6 protein-coding genes are annotated in these 5,556 nt (G+C 61.9%); 1 reads left to right on the top strand and 5 read right to left on the bottom strand.

Going from position 1 to position 5,556, the window contains the following annotated elements; genetic code table 11:
* Positions 1–208: hypothetical protein (locus A3A5_RS41280; protein WP_369797769.1), on the top strand; the 208-nt coding region annotated here is incomplete at its 5' end.
* 267 nt (positions 209–475) lie between these two features.
* Here A3A5_RS41280 and A3A5_RS44025 read toward each other — a convergent pair.
* The 5 genes from A3A5_RS44025 to A3A5_RS0111575 all read right to left on the bottom strand — a co-directional run bounded on the left by A3A5_RS44025 (position 476) and on the right by A3A5_RS0111575 (position 4,964).
* Positions 476–799: a hypothetical protein gene (locus tag A3A5_RS44025; protein ID WP_018310738.1), complete on the bottom strand. Its 324-nt coding sequence runs from the start codon at positions 797–799 to the stop codon at positions 476–478.
* Positions 800–1,127: 328 nt separating this feature from the next.
* Positions 1,128–1,358: a hypothetical protein gene (locus A3A5_RS0111590; protein ID WP_018310736.1), complete on the bottom strand. Its 231-nt coding sequence runs from the start codon at positions 1,356–1,358 to the stop codon at positions 1,128–1,130.
* Positions 1,359–1,533: 175 nt separating this feature from the next.
* Positions 1,534–2,052: a hypothetical protein gene (locus A3A5_RS0111585; RefSeq protein WP_232431327.1), complete on the bottom strand. Its 519-nt coding sequence runs from the start codon at positions 2,050–2,052 to the stop codon at positions 1,534–1,536.
* Positions 2,053–2,124: 72 nt separating this feature from the next.
* Complete coding sequence (locus A3A5_RS0111580) at positions 2,125–4,446, bottom strand: AAA family ATPase (RefSeq protein WP_018310734.1); 2,322 nt, start codon at positions 4,444–4,446, stop codon at positions 2,125–2,127.
* Complete coding sequence (locus tag A3A5_RS0111575; RefSeq protein WP_018310733.1) at positions 4,434–4,964, bottom strand: hypothetical protein; 531 nt, start codon at positions 4,962–4,964, stop codon at positions 4,434–4,436. The genes A3A5_RS0111580 and A3A5_RS0111575 overlap by 13 nt, the downstream gene beginning before the upstream one ends.
* Positions 4,965–5,556 lie beyond the last annotated feature (592 nt).

The raw sequence follows: 5,556 nt of genomic DNA, 5'->3' as shown, positions 1-5,556 counted from the left end.
CGTAGTCTTCAGCAGCGTTAGTCTGGTTCGTGAACTGATCGAAAAAGCCTGCACAAAAACCGGACTGAAAGTTACTGCTGACATTCTTGACGGAGTCTATGAAGCCGGACGGACAGTCACTCGTTGCGTCCGTGCTTCACTGAACATCGAGTACGACTCAACCTTGCCTGCGTGGAACTACAGCATCCGCTCACGGAACGCCGCATAGCGGGAAGTTATTTCGAGCACGTTCCTTATTAATCATGATTGGTCCGAAATAGAAATTGCCCTCGCCCCGTTGGGGCGCCGGGCACGATTGAGGCAGGATTTTAGGCGCGTACTGCAGCGCTAGCGCTACGACATCGATGACAGCGTCTGCCTGGTCTGCGAGGCGAAGAATTCCCGCTCGTAACCACCGACCCGCAATACCTCGCTAGCCAGTTGGCGAAGCCGGCGCGCGACCTCCGCAGGGCCACCAGAGCCATCGAACTCCCGGTCATGCAGCCCGATATTGACAATCGGGTTCATTGACGCCCCCCCCGTGTCCGCCAGCAGCAACCTGCGGATGCAGTCTGCGAAGCGCCTTCGGGTTGGTGTTGATGTATGTGCGCATCCCGTCCAGCTCGATCACGAGGTGGTGGTCAAGACAGGCGGCATATGACGATACCTCGACCTCCTTGGCCGACTCAAAGGCGGCCAGGACCCTCGCACGGTCAACGTCTGCACCCACCCATGCAAACACGCGGATGAATGTATGTACCTTCTTGCCACGAGGCAGCAATTTGGCGGCGTGTTCCGCCGCAATCATGATTTTTGTCATATTGTGAAACGTAGATTGCAGGCCAGTACCTGCACGATTGAACGAGAAATTCGCTTCGCGCTTTACGTGAATGTCGCCACGGCCCGTCAGACCGGATCGTGGATCGAGTCGGACAGACGGGCCAGGTTAAAACTTCGGAATCCCCTCCACGACCTCATCGGCGAGCACGCATGAGCTAGGCTGCTTGCCGCCCATGTCATCGATGCTGGGCCCCTTGATGGCGATTACGAGCATCACGCCCATGAACTCGCTTCACGGGTTGTTGGCCGGGCCTTCCATAGGAAGCAATAAACCCTCGACGAGCGAGGGCGGCATGTGCGTGCATGGCTCACAGCCAGCCCGGACGAACGAGTTTCATGAGCTTTCGCGTGCTGCGCAGGGCTCGCACGCGAAGCACCATGTACAGCGCTGCTACGGCTGCAACAGCGCCGGAGCAACACAGCAACTGCCATCGGAGAAGATCGGCGTTGGAAGTCGTGCCGAGAAAATACAGCGCCAGCGACAGAATCGCCACCACAGCAAGGACAGCAGTGCCAGTAACGCGAGAGTGGATAAACATGGATAGGCTCCTGAAATAGACGGAGCCTTGCCCATAGGGAAGGCCCCTATGGGTGAAAGAAATTTGCTGACTGGTGTCAGCGAGGTCGATGCGTCGACGACGCGGGTAGTAGGCCGATTCTAGCGAGAACCACTCTCGGCAACAATCCGCCAACGCGATGCGCGCCTACGCCGACTCATTCGTCGTCCGGGGACGTGAGCATCCCAATCTCGCAGAGAACATAGCGGGAAAACATCGCGTCGAACTCCTCTTTCGGCTTGCCTGAGAAGAAGACACCGGCTACGTCGCCGTAGTCGATCTTCAGCCGCTCCTGCACCGCCAGACAGGCTGCATGCAAGGCATCTTCCACCAAGCTGGTAATAAGCAAGCTTGCCTTTTCCATCCCGCTCGCCAGCCATGTATCCAGCGCCTGCTGGACCTGGTTTGCCGCCTCGCAGAACGTTTCAGCATCGCCCTCGGTGACGCGGGGAAAGAGGCGCGGTAGGTCGCCATCGTCCGCACACAGTCCCCCGAACTCGTTTGCGTCGACGTAGTCGTGAAGCGCGCTGAAGGTCTTTACCGTCGGCGGTATGTGGCCCGATGCGATCTCCTGTTGGATTTGAGCCTTTCCCAATTCGATCGCGTTGGCGACGAAAACCTCCTGCTCCGCGGTCAGCTTCGTTGCCGTTGCATTCATGGTGTCGAAATTTGTCATCTCGGAAGTCATAGAAAAAAGGCCCGCACCGCCTTTCGGGAATGCGGGCTTGATTAGAAAGGAGTCGCGGCTCTACTGAGCCGCGAGCGCCAACACGTCGATGACGGCATCGGCTTCATCCACGAGATCGGGCGTCTGGCTGATGAAAAATTCCCGCTCGTAGCCGCCAAGCCGGAGCACCTCGCGCTTCATTTGCATGAAGGCGCGCTTGCGCTCCGGATCGAGCGGGCCGTCGGCTTCGTCGGTGAACAGGGTCTGGAACGGCTGCTGCGTGTCTTGCGCCCGATACAGGGCGATGCCACGCGTCAGGCATTCGTTGATCCACACCTTTTGGCCGCCACTCAACACGGAGAAATCCTTCGTCGTGCCGTTGTCCGCATCAAGCACGGTGATGGCGAAGCCCTCCCGGGCGTCACCATTGGCCAGCTTCGTCTGCGTCTGGATGGCGACCGTGAAGCGCCGTCCGTAGCACGCCAGCAGCAGGTCATTGACCATGGCGGTGATGGCAGGGCCCGCGTCGTCGATCGACAAGGCAATGACGCCATCGTTCCCGAGCCCTTTGGCGAGCAACTTCCATTGGGCGATCTCATCGGACAGACGCTGGACCTGGGATTCCAGGCCGCCCAACCCGGCGAGCTCCCGTTCGAGCAGACTGCGCTCGGTGGACAGGGCGCTTTGCCGGCGGATCAGAGATTCGATCCGGCCGTCCAAAGCACTGACAGACTCGCGGCCGGCTGCAAGCCGACGGTCAAGATCGGCAACAAGGCCGGTCACGTCCGTCACAGCGAGGCTGTCGCGCTCGCGTTGCAGGCTCGCCAGTTGCGTGTCCACGTCACGGGTATCACGGTCAAGCCGCGCCTTCCGTTCGGTTTCCTCCGCGTCCAGGGTCACGAGATCGCGTTGCGCCAAGTCCAATGCAGCCGCCGCAGCATCGAGCAGAGGCTTCTTCGCTGCAAGCCCGGTAAGGCGCTGCAGCTCTGAATTGCCCTGCTCGACTTCCTGCCGCAGCGCTGCAACGGCGCGGCGCACCTCATTGAGCCGCGCCAACGCTTGGCCCAACTGCTGCAAGGCTTCCTGCTTTGCCTTGTAGCTGGTACGCAGGTTCGCCACTTCCATGACCTGTGGCTCGAGCTTGCCCTTGGCTTCGCGCGCCTGGGCCAGCAACGGACAACGCGCGTGCATGTCATGGCCAGCGCACGGCACCTGGTCCATCACTTCCGTCTGTGCCTTTAGCGTCTTGACCAACTGCGCCGCCACCGAGCCGCGGGATTCCATCCCCCTTAGCTCACTGGCGATCGCCGCGTGCTGGCCGGCAACGGGCTCCAGATCGGCAAGCTCCTTCTGCAGACGTTCGAGTTCGCCGCGATGGCGGCCCAGCGCCAGCTGCACTTCGTCACGCTGACGGGCCGCCGCCTTGATGGCTTCAGCCTGGGCAAGTGTGGACCGGTGCTCCGCGGCAAGGCGCTGCAGATCCTGGCGCCGCGCCGAAGCCTTCGACGCCGCAGCACGGTCGTCGCCGGCCAGCTGCTGCCTGCGGCCCGCCAATTCACGATGGCGCTGGTCCAGCTCGCGCAAACGTGCTTCGGTTCCGGCAGAGGCGGCCTGCTTGGCCGCCAGCGTCGCACGCTCCTGCTCCAGTTTGCTGCCGCTGGTGAGCAGTTCTGCGCGGCGAGCGCGCTCGGCGCCGAGACCTTCGTCAATCTGACCAATCTCCTGGGCGATCGCGTTCACGGTGTCGCGCTTTCCGGACAGCACAAGCACGTCCAGCTGCACCGTCTCCAAAGCCCGGTTCAACGCCTTGGCGACGTCGCCGGCCTTGGCCGACAACTCGCGCAGGTGGTCGATCCCGAGCAGTTCGGCGAGCAGCCTCTTGATCTCGGCAGGCTGATAGCTGGCCAGCGGCCGGCGGTTCTGGGCAGAAAAGACGCTCGTGAAGAACGCTTCGGCCGAACCCAGCACCGCCTCGAGGCAGCGACCATAGGTCTCCGCCTTGCCATCCGACAACGTTCCATCGGCCAGCTGCACCGGCTTCCAGTCACCATCCACCTTCTCGAACAAGTAGTACTCCGCCTTGCGGCTCTTGCCCGGATTGCGAAATGCGAATGCCGACCGGTAGACCTTGCCGCCATGCTCCCATTCCAGATCCTTCTCTGCGCGCGGTGCGCAGAGATGGTCCCAGTACGAAAACGCGTCGGCCGACATCTTGGCCGCGTGGCTCGGCATGAGCGGATACGGATGCAGGTTGTCCATGATCGTCGTCTTGCCGGCACCGTTCGGCCCGACAATGGCGATCAGCCCAGCGGGCAAGGAAGTGAGGTCGACGGTAACGCTGTCGCGCTGCATCCCGTCGCGGATCCCATGGAATCCGGCGAGCGTCAGTTTCAATGGGCGCATTCAGACACCTCCATGCCGGTAAAGGAGTGGAGGTAGTCCGGCGGCACCTCCATCACGTCATCGTCCAGCAACGGCATGTCTGCCGGCATGGATGCTTCGGCGTTGGGCGCGTCATGCGCCAGCTTGCCCGCAATCGCGCGCTCGACCGAGCGGCGTGCGGCCGCGAACTGCGCTGTGGCCATCGTCATGAGAGCATTCCAGTCCGCCTCGCCGGTCAGGGCGCGGAGTTCCAGCTCGCTCCACTGGGAAGCCAGGCCGTGCGAGAAAGACCAGATGAGGTCCTGCAGTTCCTTGGACGGCGCCACCGCATAGAAGGTGTTGCCACCCGCCTCGCCCAGCGCCATCACCAGCATGTGGTCATGCTTCGCAATGACCGCGCCGCGGCCTGCGCCAAACGGCTCGTACAGCGTGCATGGGGTGAACCCATGATGTTCGGTCAGGCGCTTGGCCATCTCCGAACGATTGATAGACGTCTCGTCGACGAACAGCCACTGCGGGCCGGCGTGGTACAAGATCATGGTGCACTCCTCGGGATAGGACGGAGTGCGCCCCGGACGGGAAGCACCCGTCAGGGTCAATGGAAAGAAATGGATGCTGCTGGGTCGATGCGTCCAGGACGCGGGGTGAAACCGGGTTTCGACTGCCACAAAGGCAGTCGAAACATGGCTTGCATGACTCAAAGTGTTGGCGTATTGCTACGCAAAAAGGTCTTCGGTCAGCCACTCCATCTGCGGCGCTGCTGCTGGGGTCAAGCCCAGTGGTTCGGCACGCGTAGTTGGCACATCATCGGCGGGCGTCGCGAACGGGCTGGCTCCGGATGGGAAATCCTCCGACCAAGCGGGCGATTCCGCGGTTTCCGGCGCCGGCATGCCGCGATTCCGGTAGGGACGATGGTTACCCATCGCCCCCCGGACAGATCCGTACGTGCGGAATTACCGCATACGGCTCCTACCAGAAGTTTTGGCGTGAAACCGCTCCGATGGGAGCGGGTGAACAACCCGGCACGGGGGCAGGTATTTCTTGATCAGGCGTTTGAATCGAGCCCACGGCATCCTGGGGCGCTGACCTCGCCGCATCAGTGCGTGCCGCCATGCGCGGTGCACCTCGCTT

Origin of the sequence: Cupriavidus sp. UYPR2.512 (genome assembly GCF_000379565.1) — a bacterium.
GTDB lineage: Bacteria > Pseudomonadota > Gammaproteobacteria > Burkholderiales > Burkholderiaceae > Cupriavidus.
Note: the sequence above shows the minus strand (reverse complement) of the source record. Positions and strands in the feature narration are given on the sequence as shown.